We start from the raw sequence: 18,313 nt of genomic DNA on the forward strand, positions 1-18,313 counted from the left end.
CCCTTCGATGAGTTTTTTCAATCGAACGCGACTGGCTGCGCGCGTGTTTATGGGCTACCATTTTCGCAAATGAACATTTATGTTCGATTTCCAATACAAAATCAAAAGAACCGAGGCCAGCCGATGTCCACCTCTACCTTGCGTACGCCCCCTCTCTCCGAGATCTATGACATTGCCGTGATTGGCGGCGGGATCAACGGCGTGGGGATCGCAGCGGATGCCGCCGGTCGCGGTCTTTCGGTGTTCCTTTGCGAAAAAGACGACCTGGCCAGCCACACCTCGTCGGCCAGCAGCAAGCTGATCCACGGTGGCCTGCGCTATCTGGAACATTACGAATTCCGTCTGGTGCGTGAAGCGCTCGCCGAGCGTGAAGTGTTGCTGGCCAAGGCGCCGCATATCGTCAAACCGATGCGTTTCGTACTGCCACACCGCCCGCACCTGCGTCCGGCGTGGATGATTCGTGCCGGCCTGTTCCTCTACGACAACCTTGGCAAACGCGAAAAGCTGCCAGGTTCGAAAAGCCTGAAGTTCGGCGCCGACAGCGCGCTGAAAAGCGAAATCAAGAAAGGCTTCGAATACTCCGATTGCTGGGTCGATGACGCCCGCCTCGTGGTCCTGAACGCCATGGCCGCCCGTGAAAAAGGCGCGCATGTGCATACCCAGACCCGCTGTGTCAGTGCCCGCCGCACCAAAGGTCTGTGGCATCTGCATCTGGAGCGCGCCGACGGCAGTTTGTTTTCGATCACCGCCAAAGCACTGGTCAACGCCGCCGGCCCATGGGTGGCCAAGTTCATCCGTGACGACCTGAAGATGGAATCGCCGTATGGCATCCGTCTGATCCAGGGCAGCCACATCATCGTGCCGAAACTGTACGAAGGCGAACATGCGCATATTCTGCAAAACGAAGATCAGCGCATCGTTTTCACTATTCCGTACCTGAACCACTTCACTCTGATCGGCACTACCGACCGCGAATACACCGGCGACCCGGCGAAAGTAGCGATCACCGAAGGCGAAACCGATTACGTGCTGAAAGTGGTCAACGCCCACTTCAAGAAGCAGCTCAGCCGCGAAGACATCCTGCACAGCTACTCGGGCGTTCGGCCGCTGTGCAACGACGAATCCGACAACCCGTCTGCGGTCACCCGCGATTACACTCTGGCGCTGTCGGGCAACGCCGAAGAAGCACCGCTACTGTCGGTGTTCGGCGGCAAGCTGACCACTTACCGCAAGCTCGCCGAGTCGGCGATGGCGCAGTTGATGCCGTTCTTCACCCAGATGCGCCCGAGCTGGACCGCGACCGCCACCCTGCCCGGCGGCGAAGACATGACCACGCCAGAGGCCCTGAGCGCGCGGATTCGCGACAAGTTCGATTTCGTCCCGACCGAAATCGCCCGGCGCTGGGCCGTCACCTACGGCAGCCGCACCTGGCGCATGCTTGAAGGCGTGGAAAGCCTGGCCGACATGGGTGAGCACATCGGCGGCGGGCTCTACACCCGCGAAGTCGATTACCTGTGCAGCGAAGAGTGGGCCACTACGGCGCACGACATCCTGTGGCGCCGCACCAAGCTAGGCTTGTTCACCACAGCGGAGGAACAGCAGACGCTGTCGACGTATCTGGGCAAGGTTGAGCAGAGCCGGAAGATCGAGGCGGCTTGATCTTCGCCCTATCGTTTGAACGAAAGCCCCTGAATCGCAAGATTCAGGGGCTTTTTGCTATGCCCGCAAGGCCCGGCTCCACTCCCTCACGACCCTAAATGTGCCAAAAGAAAATCGATAAACACCCGCGACTTGGGCGGCAGGTGCGGCGTGTCCGCAAACACCAGGCTGATCGGCTGTGAGGGCAGCGAGTATTCCGGCAGCACACGTACCAGATGCCCACGGGCCCTATCGTCTTCAACCATCCACGCCGGCAGCACCGACACGCCCAGCGACGACAAGGTCATCGAACGAATCGCAGTCGATGAATTCGATTGGAAATGACGGCTACCATTGATTTCGACTGCTTCCCCCACACCATCGCGTAAAACCCACTGCGTCGGCGCCAACAGATTGCTGTTGGCAATCCACGGCACGGCATTGAGATCCTGCGGTGTTTTTACCGGGTAGCGGAGCAGAAACCCTTCAGTAGCCACCAGCACAATTTCATAGTCGGCCAGTTTCCGGCTCTTGAAAGCCGAGTCCGCCAGGTTGCCCAGGCGAACCACCAGATCGAGCCGGTCGGCAAGCAGATCATTGAGCGAGGAGTTGAAGTCGTAGCACAGGCGGATGTCGGGATAACGCTCGGCGAACAGCGGAATCAGCGGCAGGATGAATCGCTCGCCGTATTCACTGGTGGAACTGATCCGCAGCGTTCCCGAAACGCGGTTTGTGCGGTGCAATACCCTGTCAAACGCTGTGTCGATATCGGCAACGATGGTTTTGAATTCGTTGTAAAAGCTTTGCCCAGCCTCGGTCAGGGTCACGGCACGACTGTTGCGCAGCAACAGGCTGGTCGACAACGCTGCCTCCAGGGCCTTGATGTGCAGACTGACCATGGCCCGGCTGAGATTCAGATGGCTGGCAGCCTTGGTAAAAGAACCCAGTTCGGCAATCGCCAGAAACGTCTGCACCCGGTTCAAGTGCGTGTGCAGAGCGCCCTGAGTCACGGTTCAATCCCTTCAAACATTGTGTTCAGCTCCATTGCATCGACGATCGGAGTCTATCGCCCCTATGCTCGACGACAAAGGGGAAACACCATGAGTTACCGCTATAAAGTCGCGTCGATTTTCCTGCTCGGCTTCTTTATCGATTGCATCAACATCTTCATGTCGGCGGTGGCGCTGCCCAGTCTGTCAGCTACCTTGCAGGTCAGCAGCGCTTCGGTGGCGTGGGTCGCCAACGCGTACATCCTCGGACTGACGTTGATCATTGCGCTGAGCACCTGGCTGGCCGCGCGTTTTGGCAGTCGTGAAATCCTCACCGCTTCAATGCTGGTATTCAGTGGCTCGGTGTGGCTGTGCGGCCAGGCCGACAGCTTCCATGAACTGGTGATCTGGCGCTTCGTTCAGGGCATCGGCGGCGGCTTGTTGATCCCGGTCGGACAGGCACTGACGTTCAATCTTTTTCATGGCGAGCAACGCGCGAAAATATCCACGCTGATCATGGCCGTTGCCCTGATTGCCCCGGCGATGTCACCCACCGTCGGCGGCCTCATTGTCGACATCAGCTCCTGGCGCTGGGTGTTCTACAGCACCCTCCCGTTTTCGCTGCTTGCCGCCGGGCTGTCGTGGTGGTGGATCAGGGAAGGCAAACCCGCCGAGCTTCAGCGTCCGGACATCAAAGGCCTGTTGCTGGTCAGCGCGGTGCTCGCCAGTTTGCTGATGGGTATGTCGCTGTACGGCGGCGATTACCCACCGCTGGCAGCGCTGGGTTTTGTCATCGCGGGCCTGACATTCATCGCGCTGTATCTGCTGCATTACCGCCGCTGCAGTAACGCGATCATCGACTTGAGCCTGCTCAGGAGCAGAAAACTCAGCACCTCGATCTTCATCTATTACGCAATTCCGGGGGTGTTCACCGGTGTCAACCTGATGAGTATTTTCTTTTTGCAGAACACCCTGCACTTCAGCGCCCGGCTGACCGGAATGTTCATGATCCTCTATGCCATCGGTGCGTTCATCGCAATGATCCTTTGCGGTCGCGTCTACAACCGGATCGGCGCCAGACGCCTGTTCACCCTCGGCATGCTGTTGCACAGCGCCGGCATCGCCACCCTGGTGCTGGTCAATGCGCCAACTGATCTTTGGCTCATCATGATCGCCTACAGCCTGATGGGCATTGGCGGTGGCATCGGTGCCAATACCGCGCAAACTACCTCACTGATGGACTTCACCGGCGGCGATACGCACAAGGCCAGTGTCATCTGGAACATCAATCGGCAGATGTCTTTCAGCCTCGGCGCCGCACTGTTTCTGATGATCTTCAACGTGCTGCTCCCGCCGCTCGGCACCACGCCGGCCTATCAAGCGACCTTCGCGATTGCCGCGCTGGTCGGGCTGCTGCCGTTGCTGCAGATGAATCAACTGCCCTGCGCAAAGGAACGCCCATGACATACGATCTGATCGAACAAGCCGAACACAGTATCCACCACGTCCACGAGCTGATCCTTCGGGTATTCACTGATGCCGACGGCGCTGGCGCCGCGAGCATCGAGCCGTTGATGCAGGCATTTGCTGAGGATTTCAGCATGGTTGGTATTTCGGGGGACGCATTGACCCGCGTCGAAGTAGAACAACTGTTCAAAGGAGCCGTAGGCGCCAAGGCGGGACTCGATATCGAGATCAGCGATTTGCACACGGTGTGGCAGGAGGACGACATGCTGGCTGTGAGCTACGTCGAAACCCAACGCTTGGACGGCGCTCAACACTCGCGGGTCGCAGTGGCGATCCTGAGCGGACAACCTGAAGGGGTGAAGTGGGTGTATTTGCATGAAACGCCACTGAGCCGGCAAGTCTGAGACCAGGCCACAAGATATTCGGTTTTCCGAACGCGACTCCACAGTCGATTCGGTTAACCGGATCATGCGTTCATAAAATTACCGCCATAAAACTTTAATAACGTTATAAAACAACCGCTTAACTGAGTTCGACTGCTCTGGCACGAGTCATGCTCTACACTCTCTCGACGAATGCCTGCTGTGCCAGCACTTCAGGAGCCGTCAGGCATTCGAAGCACAAAAAGGGCCGACAAACTGGCTCCATAAAAAAAACAATGTCGAGGAAAATTTGATGCGCATCGTTCCCCATATCCTGGGCGCAGCCATTGCTGCCGCTCTGATCAGCACGCCAGTTTTCGCCGCCGAACTCACCGGCACCCTGAAGAAGATCAAAGAGTCCGGTGTCATCACCCTGGGCCACCGTGACGCCTCCATTCCGTTCTCCTACATCGCTGATGCGTCCGGCAAGCCGGTCGGCTACTCGCACGATATCCAGCTGAAGATCGTCGAAGCGATCAAGAAAGACCTCGACCTGCCGAACCTGCAAGTCAAATACAACCTCGTCACCTCGCAGACCCGTATCCCGCTGGTGCAGAACGGCACCGTGGACGTCGAGTGCGGTTCGACCACCAACAACGTCGAGCGTCAGCAGCAGGTCGACTTCTCCGTCGGCATCTTCGAAATCGGTACCCGTCTGCTGTCCAAGAAAGACTCCAGGTACAAGGATTTCGACGATCTGAAAGGCAAGAACGTCGTAACCACCGCCGGCACCACCTCCGAGCGCATCCTCAAGGCGATGAACGCCGACAAGCAGATGGGCATGAACGTCATCTCCGCCAAAGACCACGGCGAGTCCTTCCAGATGCTGGAATCGGGCCGTGCCGTTGCCTTCATGATGGATGACGCACTGCTGGCCGGCGAAGCCGCCAAGGCCAAGAAAGCCGCCGATTGGGAAGTGACCGGCACGCCACAGTCGTACGAAATCTACGGCTGCATGATGCGCAAAGGCGACGAGCCGTTCAAAAAGGCTGTGGATGACGCGATCAAGGCCACTTACGCTTCGGGCGAAATCAACAAGATCTACGAGAAGTGGTTCATGCAGCCGATTCCGCCAAAAGGCCTGAACCTGAACTTCCCGATGAGCGACGAGCTCAAGACCCTGATCGCCAATCCGACCGACAAAGCGGCTGACGACAAGAAGTCCTGATTTTCTGACTAACCTTATCCCCTGAGGAGGCGCCTGCCTTTTCAGGGGATGGTCACTCCCTGCTGGCATTTTTCTGGAAACACTCGAACCGGTGGCTGTCGAGCCGATCGCGTGTGCCCGGTCTTTGAAAAAAGACTGGGGAGGGAACGGAGTTCCCCAGGCGGGCACTTGTACATCGATCGAATCGAGGGGAGACCCTAATGAATTACAACTGGGACTGGGGCGTGTTCTTCAAGTCCACCGGTGTGGGCAGCGAGACCTATCTCGACTGGTTCATCTCCGGTCTGGGCTGGACCATCGCCATCGCCGTCGTGGCGTGGATCATCGCCCTGCTGCTCGGCTCGCTGCTGGGCATCATGCGCACCGTGCCGAATCGCATCGTATCGGGCATCGCGACCTGCTACGTCGAGCTGTTCCGTAACGTGCCGCTGCTGGTGCAGCTGTTCATCTGGTACTTCCTGGTGCCCGATCTGCTGCCGCCGGATCTGCAGGAGTGGTACAAGCAGGACCTCAATCCGACCACCTCGGCCTACCTGAGCGTTGTCGTCTGCCTCGGTCTGTTCACCGCCGCCCGTGTCTGCGAGCAAGTGCGCACCGGTATCCAGGCACTGCCTCGGGGTCAGGAATCCGCCGCCCGCGCGATGGGTTTCAAGCTGCCGCAGATCTACTGGAACGTGCTGCTGCCCCAGGCCTACCGGATCATCATTCCGCCGCTCACCTCGGAATTCCTCAACGTGTTCAAGAACTCCTCCGTGGCGTCCTTGATCGGTTTGATGGAATTGCTGGCGCAGACCAAACAGACCGCCGAGTTCTCGGCCAACCTGTTCGAAGCGTTCACCCTGGCGACCCTGATCTATTTCACCCTCAACATGAGCCTGATGCTGCTGATGCGCCTGGTCGAGAAGAAAGTCGCGGTGCCCGGCCTGATCTCCGTGGGGGGTAAATAATGGAATTCGATTTCAGTGGCATCGTCCCGGCCATTCCCGGTTTGTGGAACGGCATGGTGATGACCCTCAAGCTGATGGCCATGGGCGTGATCGGCGGGATGATTCTCGGCACGATCCTCGCGCTGTGCCGTCTGTCGCACAACAAGCTGCTGTCGAGCATCGCTGGCGCCTACGTCAACTATTTCCGCTCGATCCCGCTGCTGCTGGTGATCACCTGGTTCTACCTGGCGGTGCCGTTCGTGCTGCGCTGGATCACCGGCGAAGACACGCCGATCGGCGCGTTCACCTCGTGCGTCGTGGCGTTCATGATGTTCGAAGCGGCGTACTTCTGCGAAATCGTCCGGGCCGGTGTGCAGTCGATTTCCAAGGGCCAGATGGGTGCTGCTCAGGCACTGGGCATGAACTACGGGCAGATGATGCGCCTGATCATCCTGCCGCAGGCGTTCCGCAAGATGACCCCGCTGCTGCTGCAGCAGAGCATCATCCTGTTCCAGGACACCTCGCTGGTCTACACCGTGGGCCTGGTGGATTTCCTCAACGCCTCGCGTGCCAGCGGCGACATCATCGGCCGCTCCAATGAGTTCCTGATTTTCGCCGGTCTCGTGTACTTCATCATCAGCTTCGCCGCCTCGCGGTTGGTCAAGCGTCTGCAAAAAAGGTTCGCCGTATGATCTCTATCAAAAACATCAACAAGTGGTATGGGGACTTCCAGGTGCTGACTGATTGCAGCACCGAGGTCAAGAAAGGCGAAGTGATCGTGGTCTGCGGCCCGTCGGGTTCCGGCAAGTCGACGCTGATCAAATGCGTCAACGCCCTGGAGCCGTTCCAGAAAGGTGATGTCGTGGTTGACGGCACGTCGATCGCCGACCCGAAAACCAACCTGCCGAAACTGCGTTCGCGCGTGGGCATGGTGTTCCAGCATTTCGAGCTTTTCCCGCACCTGACCATCACCGAAAACCTGACCATCGCGCAGATCAAGGTGCTCGGCCGCAGCAAGGAAGAGGCGACCAAAAAAGGTCTGCAGTTGCTTGAGCGCGTCGGCCTGTCGGCGCACGCCCACAAGCATCCGGGGCAACTGTCCGGTGGTCAGCAACAGCGTGTGGCGATTGCCCGTGCGCTGGCGATGGACCCGATCGTCATGCTGTTCGACGAACCGACCTCGGCGCTCGATCCGGAAATGGTCAACGAAGTGCTCGACGTGATGGTGCAACTGGCTCACGAAGGCATGACCATGATGTGCGTGACCCACGAAATGGGCTTCGCCCGTAAAGTGGCCGACCGGGTGATCTTCATGGATCAGGGCAAGATCATCGAGGACTGCCCGAAAGAGGAATTCTTCGGCGACATCAGCGCCCGCTCCGAACGCGCGCAGCACTTCCTCGAGAAAATCCTGCAGCACTAAAAGCAACACACCCGCACCCTGTCTGTGGGGTGCGGGCAGCCTGACAATGAGATCCCCTGTGGCGAGGGGATTTATCCCCGTCCGGCTGCGCAGCAGTCGTAAACCCTGTGCATGCGGTCTTTCAGTTAAACCGCAGTGATGGTTTTGGGGCCGCTTCGCGGCCCAACGGGGATAAATCCCCTCGCCACAGGCACAAACAAGTGTTGTGGTTGACCCAAGGCATCTGTGATGAAATGCGACCCCACTCTTTATCGCGCTGCAGAGCCATCACTTGCCGTGAAGCCCCGTCTGATCCGTCATCTGTTCCTGCCGCCGCTGATCATCGCCCTGATGGTCGGACTGGGTTTTATCGGCTTCTGGACCAGTGAACACTTCGGCATCCGCAGCCTCGGCGAGAACGGTCAGCGTCAGTTGGAACTGCACGCCCGCGCGGTCGAAAGCGAGATCAGCAAATACACCTACCTGCCCAGCCTGCTGGAACTCGAAACCAGTGTGCCGCAGTTGCTGGCCGACCCGACCCCGGAACACCGGCAGACGGTCAACGACTACCTCGAAGGCCTGAACCGCCGCAGCCGCAGCCGGGCCATCTACGTCATGGACACCACCGGCCGGGTCATGGCCACCAGCAACTGGCGCGATGTCGACAGTTATCTGGGTGAAGACCTGTCCTTCCGCGCCTATTTCAAAGACGCCGTGCGCGGCCAGCCCGGGCGCTTCTACGGCATCGGCAGCACCAATGGCGAACCCGGTTACTACCTCGCCCACGGCCTCGAAGAGCACGGCAAGATCATCGGTGTCGCGGTGGTCAAGGTGCGTCTGGAAGCCATGGAAGAACGCTGGCAGCGGGCGCGACTGGAAGCGTTCGTCAGCGATGAGAACGGCATCATCATTCTCTCCAGCGATCCGGCCAGGCGGCTGAAATCGGTGATCCCGCTCAGCGATGAGGTCAAGGAAAAACTCGCCCGCAGCCTGCAGTACTACTGGTTCCCGCTCAACGAACTGCAACCGCTGGCCCGCGAGACATTGGCCGAAGGCGTGGAGAAACTGACCTTCCCGGCCAACAGCGAATTGCAGCCCGACGAAGACGACATCAGTTATCTGGCGCAAACCCGACTGCTGAGCGACACGCCGTGGAATTTCACCCTGCTCACGCCATTGCAGGACCTGCGCCGCGAAGCCATCAACCAAGGCATTCTGGTGGCGGTGGCGTTTGCCCTGTTCGCCTTCCTGCTGATTGCCTGGAACGAGCGGCGCAAAGTCCTCGCCACCCGCCTCGCCGCCCGCGAAGCGCTGCAGGAAGCCAACAGCCAACTGGAGCGTCGGATTACCGAACGCACCGCCGATCTGCGCGCCAGCAACGAACGGCTGAAGAGTCAGATCCGCGAGCGCCGTCAGGCCGAGGAGACGTTGCGCCGCGCCCAGGATGAACTGGTTCAGGCCGGCAAACTCGCGGCTATCGGTCAGATGTCGACCAGCATTGCCCATGAATTGAACCAGCCCCTGGCGGCCATGCGCACGCTGTCGGGCAACACCGTGCGCTTTCTCGAGCGCGGCCAGCTCGACGTCGCCAGCACCAACCTCAAGACCATCAACGACCTGATCGACCGCATGGGCCGGATCACCGCCAGCCTGCGTTCGTTCGCCCGGCGCGGCGACAACAAGGGTCAGGCCAGTCTCGGCAAAGCCGTCGACGCCGCGTTGCAAGTGCTCGGCGCGCGCGTGGAAAACACAGCGCTGCAGATTCACCGGCAGTTTGCCGATGTGCAATTGCTGATCGATCAGACCCGTCTCGAACAGATCCTCGTCAACCTGATCGGCAACGCCCTCGACGCCATGCACGCGCAACCGCAGCCGCAGCTGTGGCTGGAGGGTGAAGAATTCAACGGCAAGTACCGCTTGCGGGTGCGCGACAACGGCCACGGCATCGACGCCGAAGCGCGCAAGCATCTGTTCGAACCGTTCTTCACCACCAAACCCGGCGAGCAAGGCCTGGGACTGGGCCTGACCCTGTCCGCCAGCCTCGCCGCCGCCACCGGCGGGCACCTGGGTGTCGAACACCCGGCCGGCGGTGGCACCACTTTCGTCCTCAGTTTACCGTTGGTAAGCCCTCTTTCTGCCGAGCCAATATGAACCCCGAACTCAGTGTGCTGATTGTCGAAGACGACCCCCATGTGCTGCTCGGCTGCCAACAGGCGCTGACCCTCGAAGACATTCCGTGCATCGGCGTCGGCAGTGCCGAAGAGGCGCTGGCGCAGGTCGGCGACAACTTTGCCGGCATCGTCATCAGCGATATCCGCCTGCCGGGCATCGATGGCCTGGAATTGCTCACCCGCCTCAAGCAGCGTGATCGCAGCCTGCCGGTGGTGCTGATCACCGGCCACGGCGACATTTCCATGGCTGTCGGCGCGATGCAAAAAGGCGCCTACGACTTCATGGAAAAACCGTTCTCGCCGGAACGCCTGGTCGATGTCGCGCGGCGGGCGCTGGAGCAACGCAGCCTCGCCCGTGAAGTGTCATCGCTACGTCGGCAACTGGCCGAACGCGATTCGCTGGAAGGGCGGATTATCGGCCGCTCACCGGCGATGCAGAACCTGCGCGAGCTGATCGCCAACGTCGCCGACACCTCGGCCAACGTCTTGATCGAAGGCGAGACCGGCACCGGCAAGGAACTGGTCGCTCGTTGCCTGCACGATTTCAGTCGGCGCCACAGCAAACAGTTCGTCGCGCTGAACTGCGGCGGCCTGCCGGAAAACCTTTTTGAAAGCGAAATCTTCGGCCACGAAGCCAACGCCTTCACCGGCGCCGGCAAACGGCGCATCGGCAAGATCGAGCACGCCGACGGCGGCACGCTGTTCCTCGATGAAGTGGAAAGCATGCCGCTGCCGTTGCAGATCAAGTTGCTGCGCGTACTGCAGGAACGCACCCTTGAACGCCTCGGCTCAAACCAGAGCGTGGCGGTGGATTGCCGGGTGATCGCGGCGACCAAATCCGACCTCGATGAGTCGAGCAAGGCCGGGGAATTTCGCAGCGACTTGTACTACCGCCTCAACGTCGTGACCCTGGAATTGCCACCGCTGCGCGAACGCCGCGAAGACATCCTGCAACTGTTCGAGCATTTCACCCAGCAATCGGCGCTGCGCTTCGACCGCGCGCTGCCGGAGCTGGACAACCAGACCCTGTCGAACCTGATGAGCCACGACTGGCCGGGCAACGTGCGCGAACTGCGCAACGTCGCCGAACGCTTCGCCCTCGGCCTGCCGGCCTTCAAGAAATCCGGGGCCAGCGCCGGCCAGGGTCTGGCGTTTGCCGAAGCGGTGGAAGCGTTCGAGCGCAATCTGCTGGTCGACGCCTTGCAACGCAGCGGCGGCAACCTGACCCAGGCCAGCCAGGAATTGGGCATGGCCAAGACCACGCTGTTCGATAAAGTCAAAAAGTACGGGCTGAGCCACTGATGGATCTGATTCTCAAAGCCGCTATCGGCGCCGCAGTCGTGCTGATCCTCGCTGCGCTGTCGAAGACCAGAAACTACTACATCGCCGGTCTGGTGCCGCTGTTCCCGACCTTTGCCCTGATTGCGCACTACATCGTTGGCAAGGGCCGTTCGGTCGACGATCTGAAGACCACGATCGTCTTCGGCATGTGGTCGATCATTCCCTACTTCGTGTATCTGGCGACGCTGTATGTGATGGTCGACCGCATGCGCCTGGAAGCATCGCTGGCCGTGGCGGCGGTGGCGTGGCTGATGGCGGCAACGGTATTGGTGAGCGTGTGGGTCCGGCTGCATGCCTGAACCCACGTGCATCAGCCTCTAGCGACCGTAGACTCTGGCCAGTTGCGCGGACGACAGAGCATCCTCGAACGGCACTGGCACTGACTTCACCGCACCGTAGAGATTGCGGTAGCGCCAGTAGTTGCCGTTCTGCGCCAGTTGATAACCGCGCTCGACCACGCGCTGGCCGTCGAGCACGTAACGCAGGGTTTCCTGCGCGGCCGGCGGTGGCGTCGGTTGCATCAGATCGGCGCTCAACACGCGCATGGATTCATCAATACATTCATCCAGCACGGCGGTGACCTTGGCCAGGTCAAGGGCGCCGTCATCGATGCATTGCTTGCCGCAACGACGGATCGGCTGACTGGCCACTTCGATGCGCATGCGGTACAGCGGCGAGCCGGCGATATCCTGTAATTGCACCTGATTGACCAGCACGAAACTGCCGCGATCGGGCGTCAGCATCAGCTTCGGTTCGATCAGCAACCGTGCCGTGACCGCACCTGCCCCCTGCTTGAATCCGGAGACTTGCGACGCCGCCTGAAAACGCTGTTGCAAGCGCTCCTGCAACGGCACGCCGGCGAGCAGGTCGGCCAGCGGCCGCGATTCGTTCAGCGCGGCTTTTTCGGCATCGCGCTGTAACGTACCGGAACCCATTTGCGTGTTGATCAGACTGGCCACCAGAATGCCCGCCAGCCCGGCGCCCGCACCGGAGCTCGACACCAGCGTGTAACTGGAATTCGCCGCGTTCACTGCCGCCTTGCTGTCGATCACCGTGCTGGCGCCGACAAACTCCGCCGGCAGTTGCACGTCGACCTTCAGTCCGTGTGCCTGCACATAGCTCATGGCCGCCTGATCCTTGAAACCGGCCTCAGGTGCCGGTTTCTGCGCACAGCCAGGCAACGCCAGCAGCGAGATCGCCGCGAGGGTCAGCGCCAGACGTTTCATTGCGCGAACGGGGCGATCATTTGCTGACGGCTGTTATCCATCGCCTGATAAAACGCGTTGGACAGGTTGGTGTAGGACGGCTCGTCCCACTCGCCTTGCGCGGCTTGCACAGCGGCGAATGGCTGGTACCACAAGAGTTTGTTGTCCGACAGATCGATCACCATGCCCTGGCCGCCGACCTGGGCCATCGGCACGCTGGTGGGCACGATGCTGTAGTAGCTGCGGGTGGCACCGGTGGCATAGATCGACACCAGCAACAGACGGTCGATGCCGTGGGCAGCTTTCATCGGCGACAGGTCCTTGGTCATGTAGCCCTCGCGGAAATCGACTTCCTTGAAGGTCTTCAGATCGACCTTTTCATCAATGCGCTTGGCCTTGTAGCCCTTGGCTTGCAGCTTGGCGACGATGGCGTCGGGCAGGGTTTCCAGGTCGCGCACCTGCCAGGTCTCGACATTGGCGCTGAGCTTGCTGTTGACGCCGGCATTGATGGCGTAATCGAGGATGCCCTGATTGCCGGTCAGCGCCAGCACCGGCGACGGTACGACGGTAATGGCCACACCGATGGTCGGCTCTTTGGCATCCCAGAACTGTTTGTCCAGGGCCACGGGCGGTTGCACATGGGCGCAGCCGGTGAGAGTCAGTACGGCGAGCAGAGCCAGCGCGGCCCATTGACGTGTAGCGCGAAAAATCATGGATCAAGTCCCTATGTCTGAAAACGTTCCTGCGCCTTATCGGCAACAACGCGGCAAACAATAGTGGCACATTGATATTTTTTTGGCGACAGGATGCTGGCGCACTCTTACAGCAGATTGTTCGGCGCCGGCGGATCGACCCGAGCCCAATGCGAAGTGTCCTCGCGATGCGCCTGCAAATACGGCAGCACCGCCGCCAGCAACGGCTCCTTGAACGCCTCCTGAAAGCGATGCGCCAGTCCCGGAATCAGTTTCAACTGACTGCCCTGAATGTGCGCCGCCAGATGCACGCCGTGCATCACCGGCAGCAGCGGATCTGCCGTGCCGTGCACCACCAGGGTCGGTACGCGCAGCTGATTGAGCAATGCCACCCGGCTCGGTTCGGCAAGGATTGCCATGATCTGGCGCTTGACGCCTTCGGGGTTGAACGCGCGGTCGTAGGATGCCGCCGCCTGTTGCAGCAAGGCCTGTCGATCATCCGTCACCGCCGGGCTACCGAGTGCCGCGAGCAGATCGGCCTGTTGCTCCAGTGCCACTTCGCGATTCGGCGCACCTCGGCGCGAGAGCAATTGCACCAGCGCCGCACTCGGTGCCGGCAGGCCTTCAGCGCCGGAAGTGGTCATGATCAGGGTCAGGCTTTCCACCCGCTGCGGCGCCATTGCCGCCATGTGCTGGGCGATCATCCCGCCCATGCTCGCGCCCAGCACGTGGAATTGCTCAACCTTCAGCGCCGTCATCAAACCCAGCGCATCGTCGGCCATGTCAGTCAGGCTGTACGGGGCCGAGACCGGTAAACCGAGCTTGTAACGCAGCACTTCGAAGGTCAGGTTGGCCTCGATCGGCGCCTGCCGCCAGGTCGACAATCCGACGTCGCGGTTGTCATAACGGATCACCCGGAAACCCTGCTGACACAGCGCGACCACGACTTCGTCCGGCCAGTGGATCAACTGCCCACCCAGGCCCATGACCAGCAACAGCGCCGGGTCTGATGCACGGCCGATACTTTGATAGGCAAGACTGACCTGCGCCAGCTCGGCGTGCTCGGTCGGCACGTTGACATCACAGCGCCCGGCTGCAAACGAGCCGGCCCCGAACAAAAGCGCGGCCAACGCGGCCGCGACTGAAAAAACTCTCTTGAACATGAAAAACACCAAAACGCAGCACCCCAGTAGAGCGCGAGTCTGATGAAGTTCGTGCGAGCGCGCTGCCACAGTTGCATGACAGTTTGATGAAGAGTGCCGAGCGGTCGTCTGTCGATTACCCCGCCGGATCCTGGCCGCCAGATCGACAAAGCCACCGTCATGAGACAAACTCACCTTCCCCGCATTCGTCACAAGTTTTCTTCATGGAGCCCCGCCGGTGCTTGAAATCCGACATCTGAAAACCCTGCACGCCCTGCGCGAAGCCGACAGCCTGGTGGATGCCGCTGATCGCCTGCATCTGACGCAATCCGCTCTATCGCATCAATTCAAAGAGCTGGAAGAGCGCATGGGCATGCAGTTGTTCGTGCGCAAGACCAAACCGGTGCGCTTCACCAGCGCCGGTTTGCGCCTGCTGCAACTGGCCGACGCCACCCTGCCGCTGTTGCGCGCCGCTGAACGGGACATCGGTCGGCTGGCCGGTGGCACCGCCGGGCGTCTGCACATGGCGATCGAATGCCACAGCTGCTTCCAGTGGCTGATGCCGACCATCGACCAGTTCCGCGATGCCTGGCCGGAGGTCGAGCTGGACCTGGCTTCGGGTTTCGCTTTCGCCCCACTGCCGGCACTGGCGCGCGGCGATCTGGATCTGGTGGTGACCTCCGATCCGCTGGAAATTGCCGGCATCACTTACGTGCCGCTGTTCACTTACGAAGCCATGCTCGCGGTGGCCAATCAGCATGCGCTGGCGAGCAAGCCGTACATCGTTCCCGAAGATTTGTTGACCGAAACGCTGATCACCTACCCGGTCGAGCGTGATCGTCTGGACATCTTCACCCGCTTCCTCGAACCGGCCGACATCGAACCTGCGCTGGTGCGCACTTCGGAACTGACGGTGATGATGATGCAACTGGTCGCCAGCGGCCGTGGCGTCTGCGGGATGCCGCACTGGGCGCTGCATGAATACAGCTCGCGCGGCTATGTGAAGGGCAAACGGTTGGGTGAGAAAGGCTTGTTCGCGACGCTGTACGCGGCGATTCGCACGGACATGCTCGACGCGCCGTACATGCGCGATTTCCTGCTGACCGCCAAGGACACCTCGTTCTCGACCCTCGATGGGGTCAGTGCCGTACGCTGATTTTTCCGAGCAAGAGTTCCCCCTGTGGGAGCGAGCCTGCTCGCGAAAGCGGTGGATGATTCAGCGATGATGTCGGCTGGACGGACGCCTTCGCGAGCAGGCTCGCTCCCACAAGGATTGTCGTGGTGTGTCAGAGCTGGCGCCACATGTGGATCTTGTCGAAGTAGTCTTCGCCCACCCGCACGGCGAGTGGCTCGAGGCCGAACTGAATGAAGCCGCAACGCTGGTACAACTGAAAAGCCGCGTCATTGCCGGCGGTGACAGTGAGCTGCAGCAGCTTCAGCGCCGGATGCTTTTGCGCTTCGACCAGTGCCGCCTGCACCAGATCAAAGCCCAGCCCCTTGCGACGAAAATCCGCCGAGACATACATGCCGAACAGCGTGGCCTTGTGTCGTGCCTTCTCGCGCGGTTCAAAGGCCAGGCCGACAATCCCGGCCAACGTCCCGGCATCGAATGCCCCCAGCACCACATCGAGCTTGCTGGTCAGGCGCCCTTCCCGCCAACTCAATGGCATCACCGCGCGTTCGCGCACGCTGGAGGTGAACGCCTGCGGATGCCGGTCGTAGGCTTGCAGCATCAGTTCGCGGTAAGCCAGGGCATGGCTGGCGTCCAGCCGTTCGATCCACATGTCAGGCGGTCCGACGTTGTTCGAGCATCAGCCGTACGGCGAGGCCACCGAGGACCATGCCCATGAAATAACGCTGCATCACCAGCCACGTCGGGTTGCGCACAAACCATGAGGCGATGCCTGCGGCGAACAGCGCGATCAACAGATTGACGCTGAAGCTGACGCTGATCTGCGTCAGGCCGAGGACGATGCTTTGGGTGAACACCGAGCCGTGCTCAGGGCTGATAAATTGCGGGAACACCGACAGATAGAACACGGCGATTTTCGGGTTCAGGGCGCTGGTGAGAAAGCCCATGGTGATCAGCTTGCGCGACGAGTCCGGCGGCAATTGCTGCGCTTCGAACGGCGAACGCGCGCCGGGTTTCAGCGCTTGCCAGGCCAGCCACAGCAGGTACAGCGCACCGGCCCATTTCAACACTTCATAAGCCATCGGCACGGCGAGAAACACCGCCGTCAAACCCGCCGCCGCGGCGAACATATGCACGAAGAACCCGCCGACCACGCCAAGCAACGAAGTCACCCCCGCGCGGCGTCCCTGACAGATCGAACGCGAGATCAGGTAGATCATGTTCGGCCCCGGCGTCAGCACCATCAGCAATGCGGCGGCGGCGAAGATCAGCAGGTCTTGCAACGGGATCATGGCAAAGTCCTTTGCGGGAATGATCAGGCGAATGCAGTCAGTGAACGGCGATAGAACGGCAGGATGTGCTCGCGTGTCAATGGCGCCAGCTCGAGCGCCGGATCAGTGGCCGGATCGACCCAGATCACCTCTTCGATTTCCGCCGCCGGGCAGACGTCGCTATCGATGGTCAGTTGAAAGATCTCCGCATGCACGATGAAGCCCGGCTCGTTGGCGGCGGGGGCGGAAAAACTGTTGAGGAAAATCGCTTGCGCCGGGTCGATCTGCAGCCCGAGTTCTTCTTCCAGTTCACGGGCCAATGCGTGTACTGGCAACTCGTGCGCTTCGATCTTGCCACCCGGTTGCATGAAGGCCGTGGTGCCGCGCTTGCGCACCAGCAGAGTCTGGCCTTGGGCGTTGAGCAACAGCGCGGCGGCGATATGGATGATGCAGGGCGAAACGGCGGATGTCGGCGTCATGAGTCGAAAAATGCCTTGTGCGAAAAGATCGCAGGATCCCACGCCCGACGCGCCTGCGTCATCAGAAGATCCCTACAAGAAGCATCCGTGATCAGCCTGACTCTGACGACAAGTCCGCCAAAAGGCTCGGAAATTTCCCACTCGCGAATTTGGTAGCGTTATTCATCGCTGCCCGGCAGCCATTCGCTACATCGCCTAAGAGGGAAAACGCTGCATGTCTGACATTTCGACGCTCAAGGAAAAGAACAATCTCAAGACGCTCCATTTCATTCTCCTGACCGTAGTCACCATGGGTCTCTACTCGGTTGTATGGCTGCACAAAACAACAACCGTGGTTGAGGAGGTCACTCAAATCAAGACACTGAGCCAGACCGGTCTGGTCGTTTATCTGGCGCTCTGTGGTATCGGAGGGATCTTTTTCACCGTATCTGATCCGCGGTTCATAGCCACGGGGTATGCGATGACGGTCATTGCCCAGCTCATCGCCATTGCTTGGTGCTTTCGAGTTCGCAGAGCCTTGCGCGCCTACACGCTGACCCAACACAACTTCGAACCGCGAATGAACCGCTTGTATTCAGTCCTGTTCGCCTTCTATCACATCAATTACTGCATCAACGATATGGCCAGGGCCAAGCACAAACATGACCAGAAACGGCAAACGCCTCAGGAATCGGTCGCGGCATAAACAAAAAGGTAATCGTCGATTTCGCGTGCAAGTTCGCTTCTACCTTTCACTGCAATTCCTTGTGCGAGCTTGCTCGCGAAGGCGTTCGTCAATGCCACAAGTTTGCCCACCAGTATTGCTGCATGGCTGCTTCTCGCGTTCAACAGCCAAGTCAACTGGCATCGTAAGCGAGACGGCTCCGAT

Annotated in this window: 19 protein-coding genes; 12 read left to right on the plus strand and 7 right to left on the minus strand. The window is 60.2% G+C overall.

What is annotated here, in order from left to right; translation table 11 throughout:
• The first annotated feature begins 123 nt into the window (after positions 1-123).
• Entirely contained in the window at positions 124-1,659 is a 1,536-nt protein-coding gene (glpD, locus tag AC0Z5Z_RS24950) for a glycerol-3-phosphate dehydrogenase (protein WP_485611784.1), read from the plus strand.
• A gap of 86 nt (positions 1,660-1,745) precedes the next feature.
• On the opposite strand, the gene AC0Z5Z_RS24955 is transcribed toward glpD, so the two are convergent.
• The gene (locus tag AC0Z5Z_RS24955; RefSeq protein WP_252869568.1) at positions 1,746-2,633 is read right to left on the minus strand and encodes a LysR family transcriptional regulator; all 888 of its coding nucleotides are present in this window, start codon (positions 2,631-2,633) and stop codon (positions 1,746-1,748) included.
• A 105-nt stretch (positions 2,634-2,738) separates the two neighbouring features.
• On the opposite strand from AC0Z5Z_RS24955, the gene AC0Z5Z_RS24960 reads away from it, so the two are divergent.
• The 9 genes from AC0Z5Z_RS24960 (at position 2,739) to AC0Z5Z_RS25000 (ending at position 11,823) form a co-directional block, all read left to right on the plus strand.
• Positions 2,739-4,091: an MFS transporter gene (locus tag AC0Z5Z_RS24960; RefSeq protein ID WP_476249792.1), complete on the plus strand. Its 1,353-nt coding sequence runs from the start codon at positions 2,739-2,741 to the stop codon at positions 4,089-4,091.
• Complete coding sequence (locus tag AC0Z5Z_RS24965) at positions 4,088-4,498, plus strand: hypothetical protein (RefSeq protein ID WP_056790039.1); 411 nt, start codon at positions 4,088-4,090, stop codon at positions 4,496-4,498. The genes AC0Z5Z_RS24960 and AC0Z5Z_RS24965 overlap by 4 nt, the downstream gene beginning before the upstream one ends.
• A 271-nt stretch (positions 4,499-4,769) precedes the next feature.
• Entirely contained in the window at positions 4,770-5,684 is a 915-nt protein-coding gene (locus AC0Z5Z_RS24970; RefSeq protein ID WP_236168275.1) for a glutamate/aspartate ABC transporter substrate-binding protein, read from the plus strand.
• A gap of 200 nt (positions 5,685-5,884) precedes the next feature.
• The gene (locus AC0Z5Z_RS24975) at positions 5,885-6,631 is read left to right on the plus strand and encodes an amino acid ABC transporter permease (RefSeq protein WP_056790046.1); all 747 of its coding nucleotides are present in this window, start codon (positions 5,885-5,887) and stop codon (positions 6,629-6,631) included.
• Entirely contained in the window at positions 6,631-7,302 is a 672-nt protein-coding gene (locus AC0Z5Z_RS24980; protein ID WP_016773391.1) for an amino acid ABC transporter permease, read from the plus strand. Before AC0Z5Z_RS24975 ends, AC0Z5Z_RS24980 begins: the two co-directional genes overlap by 1 nt.
• Positions 7,299-8,033: an amino acid ABC transporter ATP-binding protein gene (locus AC0Z5Z_RS24985; protein ID WP_016773390.1), complete on the plus strand. Its 735-nt coding sequence runs from the start codon at positions 7,299-7,301 to the stop codon at positions 8,031-8,033. The genes AC0Z5Z_RS24980 and AC0Z5Z_RS24985 overlap by 4 nt, the downstream gene beginning before the upstream one ends.
• Before the next feature lie 228 nt (positions 8,034-8,261).
• Positions 8,262-10,163, plus strand: a complete 1,902-nt coding sequence (gene aauS, locus AC0Z5Z_RS24990) for a two-component sensor histidine kinase AauS (RefSeq protein WP_056790048.1) — start codon at positions 8,262-8,264, stop codon at positions 10,161-10,163.
• On the plus strand, positions 10,160-11,485 hold the full coding sequence (gene aauR, locus AC0Z5Z_RS24995; protein WP_024014166.1) for a two-component response regulator AauR: 1,326 nt from the start codon (positions 10,160-10,162) through the stop codon (positions 11,483-11,485). The genes aauS and aauR overlap by 4 nt, the downstream gene beginning before the upstream one ends.
• Before the next feature lie 8 nt (positions 11,486-11,493).
• Entirely contained in the window at positions 11,494-11,823 is a 330-nt protein-coding gene (locus AC0Z5Z_RS25000) for a GlpM family protein (protein ID WP_177342732.1), read from the plus strand.
• Between the two features lie 18 nt (positions 11,824-11,841).
• Here AC0Z5Z_RS25000 and AC0Z5Z_RS25005 read toward each other — a convergent pair whose 3' ends face one another.
• From AC0Z5Z_RS25005 to AC0Z5Z_RS25015, 3 genes are all read right to left on the minus strand, one after another.
• Positions 11,842-12,750 carry a hypothetical protein gene (locus AC0Z5Z_RS25005; protein ID WP_122507766.1) on the minus strand — a complete coding sequence of 303 codons (909 nt, stop codon included), beginning with the start codon at positions 12,748-12,750 and terminating at the stop codon, positions 11,842-11,844.
• Positions 12,747-13,442, minus strand: coding sequence for a hypothetical protein (locus AC0Z5Z_RS25010; protein WP_024014168.1), 696 nt, complete (start codon positions 13,440-13,442; stop codon positions 12,747-12,749). The genes AC0Z5Z_RS25005 and AC0Z5Z_RS25010 overlap by 4 nt, the downstream gene beginning before the upstream one ends.
• Positions 13,443-13,549: 107 nt before the next feature.
• On the minus strand, positions 13,550-14,584 hold the full coding sequence (locus tag AC0Z5Z_RS25015) for an alpha/beta fold hydrolase (protein ID WP_056790057.1): 1,035 nt from the start codon (positions 14,582-14,584) through the stop codon (positions 13,550-13,552).
• A gap of 217 nt (positions 14,585-14,801) precedes the next feature.
• On the opposite strand from AC0Z5Z_RS25015, the gene metR reads away from it, so the two are divergent.
• A complete protein-coding gene (gene metR, locus AC0Z5Z_RS25020) occupies positions 14,802-15,719 on the plus strand; it encodes a transcriptional regulator MetR (RefSeq protein ID WP_310218145.1) in 918 nt (305 codons plus the stop codon).
• Between the two features lie 130 nt (positions 15,720-15,849).
• Here metR and AC0Z5Z_RS25025 read toward each other — a convergent pair whose 3' ends face one another.
• From AC0Z5Z_RS25025 to AC0Z5Z_RS25035, 3 genes are read right to left on the minus strand one after another with little or no spacing between them, the layout of a single operon-like run.
• A complete protein-coding gene (locus AC0Z5Z_RS25025) occupies positions 15,850-16,347 on the minus strand; it encodes a GNAT family N-acetyltransferase (protein ID WP_485611785.1) in 498 nt (165 codons plus the stop codon).
• A 1-nt stretch (position 16,348) separates the two neighbouring features.
• Positions 16,349-16,987, minus strand: a complete 639-nt coding sequence (locus AC0Z5Z_RS25030) for a LysE family translocator (protein WP_056790063.1) — start codon at positions 16,985-16,987, stop codon at positions 16,349-16,351.
• A gap of 23 nt (positions 16,988-17,010) precedes the next feature.
• Positions 17,011-17,445 (minus strand): NUDIX hydrolase, encoded by a 435-nt coding sequence (locus AC0Z5Z_RS25035; RefSeq protein WP_485611786.1) that lies wholly within the window; start codon positions 17,443-17,445, stop codon positions 17,011-17,013.
• A 214-nt stretch (positions 17,446-17,659) separates the two neighbouring features.
• On the opposite strand from AC0Z5Z_RS25035, the gene AC0Z5Z_RS25040 reads away from it, so the two are divergent.
• On the plus strand, positions 17,660-18,130 hold the full coding sequence (locus tag AC0Z5Z_RS25040) for a DUF4234 domain-containing protein (protein ID WP_485611787.1): 471 nt from the start codon (positions 17,660-17,662) through the stop codon (positions 18,128-18,130).
• The last annotated feature ends 183 nt before the right edge of the window (positions 18,131-18,313 follow it).

It is taken from the genome of Pseudomonas sp. 1L-E-NC-VB-C3 (assembly GCF_057291535.1).

What these genes read in the sequence shown, in the direction of transcription:
- glpD (WP_485611784.1), top strand. Translation starts at nt 124, where the DNA reads ATGTCCACCTCTACCTTGCGTACGCCCCCTCTCTCCGAGATCTATGAC.
- AC0Z5Z_RS24960 (WP_476249792.1), top strand. Translation starts at nt 2,739, where the DNA reads ATGAGTTACCGCTATAAAGTCGCGTCGATTTTCCTGCTCGGCTTCTTT.
- AC0Z5Z_RS24965 (WP_056790039.1), top strand. Translation starts at nt 4,088, where the DNA reads ATGACATACGATCTGATCGAACAAGCCGAACACAGTATCCACCACGTC.
- AC0Z5Z_RS24970 (WP_236168275.1), top strand. Translation starts at nt 4,770, where the DNA reads ATGCGCATCGTTCCCCATATCCTGGGCGCAGCCATTGCTGCCGCTCTG.
- AC0Z5Z_RS24975 (WP_056790046.1), top strand. Translation starts at nt 5,885, where the DNA reads ATGAATTACAACTGGGACTGGGGCGTGTTCTTCAAGTCCACCGGTGTG.
- AC0Z5Z_RS24980 (WP_016773391.1), top strand. Translation starts at nt 6,631, where the DNA reads ATGGAATTCGATTTCAGTGGCATCGTCCCGGCCATTCCCGGTTTGTGG.
- AC0Z5Z_RS24985 (WP_016773390.1), top strand. Translation starts at nt 7,299, where the DNA reads ATGATCTCTATCAAAAACATCAACAAGTGGTATGGGGACTTCCAGGTG.
- aauS (WP_056790048.1), top strand. Translation starts at nt 8,262, where the DNA reads ATGAAATGCGACCCCACTCTTTATCGCGCTGCAGAGCCATCACTTGCC.
- aauR (WP_024014166.1), top strand. Translation starts at nt 10,160, where the DNA reads ATGAACCCCGAACTCAGTGTGCTGATTGTCGAAGACGACCCCCATGTG.
- AC0Z5Z_RS25005 (WP_122507766.1), bottom strand. Translation starts at nt 12,750, where the DNA reads ATGAAACGTCTGGCGCTGACCCTCGCGGCGATCTCGCTGCTGGCGTTG.
- AC0Z5Z_RS25010 (WP_024014168.1), bottom strand. Translation starts at nt 13,442, where the DNA reads ATGATTTTTCGCGCTACACGTCAATGGGCCGCGCTGGCTCTGCTCGCC.
- AC0Z5Z_RS25015 (WP_056790057.1), bottom strand. Translation starts at nt 14,584, where the DNA reads ATGTTCAAGAGAGTTTTTTCAGTCGCGGCCGCGTTGGCCGCGCTTTTG.
- AC0Z5Z_RS25025 (WP_485611785.1), bottom strand. Translation starts at nt 16,347, where the DNA reads ATGTGGATCGAACGGCTGGACGCCAGCCATGCCCTGGCTTACCGCGAA.
- AC0Z5Z_RS25030 (WP_056790063.1), bottom strand. Translation starts at nt 16,987, where the DNA reads ATGATCCCGTTGCAAGACCTGCTGATCTTCGCCGCCGCCGCATTGCTG.
- AC0Z5Z_RS25035 (WP_485611786.1), bottom strand. Translation starts at nt 17,445, where the DNA reads ATGACGCCGACATCCGCCGTTTCGCCCTGCATCATCCATATCGCCGCC.
- AC0Z5Z_RS25040 (WP_485611787.1), top strand. Translation starts at nt 17,660, where the DNA reads ATGTCTGACATTTCGACGCTCAAGGAAAAGAACAATCTCAAGACGCTC.